Here is a 1,160-nt window from a genome sequence, read left to right as displayed (position 1 = left end):
GCCGCGGTGCTGGCGCTCGTCGACGACGGTGTGCTCACCCTGGACGCGCCGATCGCGCGCTGGCTGCCAGAACTGGCGTCCCTGAAGGTTGTCCGCACTCCCGCGAGCGAGCTGGACGACGTGGTGCCGGCCGTCCGTCCCGTCACCGTGGAAGACGTCCTGTCGTCCCGCTCGGGATGGGGCTTCGGGGCCGACTTCACCGCGCCCGCCCTTCAGCCCCTGTTCGCGGACGTGGCCGTGTACAACGGAGGTCCGCGGTCGCCGCTGAGTCCGGACGAGTGGGTCGCCGCCCTCGCCGGCATCCCCTTGCTGCGGCAGCCCGGAGAGGCGTTCCTGTACAACGCCAGCTCCGACCTGCAAGGCGTGCTGGTGGCACGGGCCGCGGGGCGTGGGCTGCCGGAGTTCCTGGCCGAGCGGATCTTCGAGCCGCTCGGGATGAAGGACACGGCCTTCGCCGTACCGGCATCGGAGCGCGACCGCCTCACCCCCTACTACCTGACAGCCCCTGACGGCACCCACACCTTCGCCGATGCCGCCGACGGCGCCTGGTCCACCCCGCCCGCCTTCGCCTCGGGCGCGGGGGGCCTGGTGTCCACCGTCGCGGACTGGCACGCCTTCGGCCGCATGCTGCTTGCCGGCGGCGGCACGGTCCTCTCCCCGGAGTCCGTACGCCTCATGACGACGGATCACCTCACCGCGGACCAGCGCGACGAGGGCGACCTCTTCCTCCAGGGCCAGGGGTGGGGCTACGGCGGGTCGGTCGACGTCACCGCCACGGAGCCGTGGAACACCCCCGGCCGCTACGGATGGGTGGGCGGCACCGGCACCGCCGCGCACATCGACCCGTCGACCGACACGGTCACCGTCCTCTTCACCCCCTGCGGCCTGCCCGGTCCTGCCTTCCCCACGTGGATGCGCGACTTCTGGACCTACGCCGCGACCGTCTGAGTGTCTCCTCCGGTAGTCCTCGGCCGTTCCGAAGCGGTGTACGCGGCCTACAGCCCCGGACGGGAGGCGAGCGTGGCAGCGCCAATGCCCGTCCTCCGGGTGCACGTGCGCCCAGATCGCCGTGAGAGTCCCCGCGAACCTGAAAGCCGCGCAAAGAGTCGACTTCACGGATCGCGCCCCGCTCGGGCCCGGGTACGCCGTACGGTCGCTTC

At 72.2% G+C, this 1,160-nt stretch carries 1 protein-coding gene; it reads left to right on the top strand.

Going from position 1 to position 1,160, the window contains the following annotated elements; all coding sequences use genetic code 11:
* Positions 1-948: serine hydrolase domain-containing protein (locus ADL01_RS21445; RefSeq protein ID WP_053743654.1), on the top strand; the 948-nt coding region annotated here is incomplete at its 5' end.
* Positions 949-1,160 lie beyond the last annotated feature (212 nt).

This window comes from Streptomyces sp. NRRL WC-3618 (assembly GCF_001280005.1).
Taxonomy (GTDB): domain Bacteria; phylum Actinomycetota; class Actinomycetes; order Streptomycetales; family Streptomycetaceae; genus Streptomyces.
Note: the sequence above shows the minus strand (reverse complement) of the source record. Positions and strands in the feature narration are given on the sequence as shown.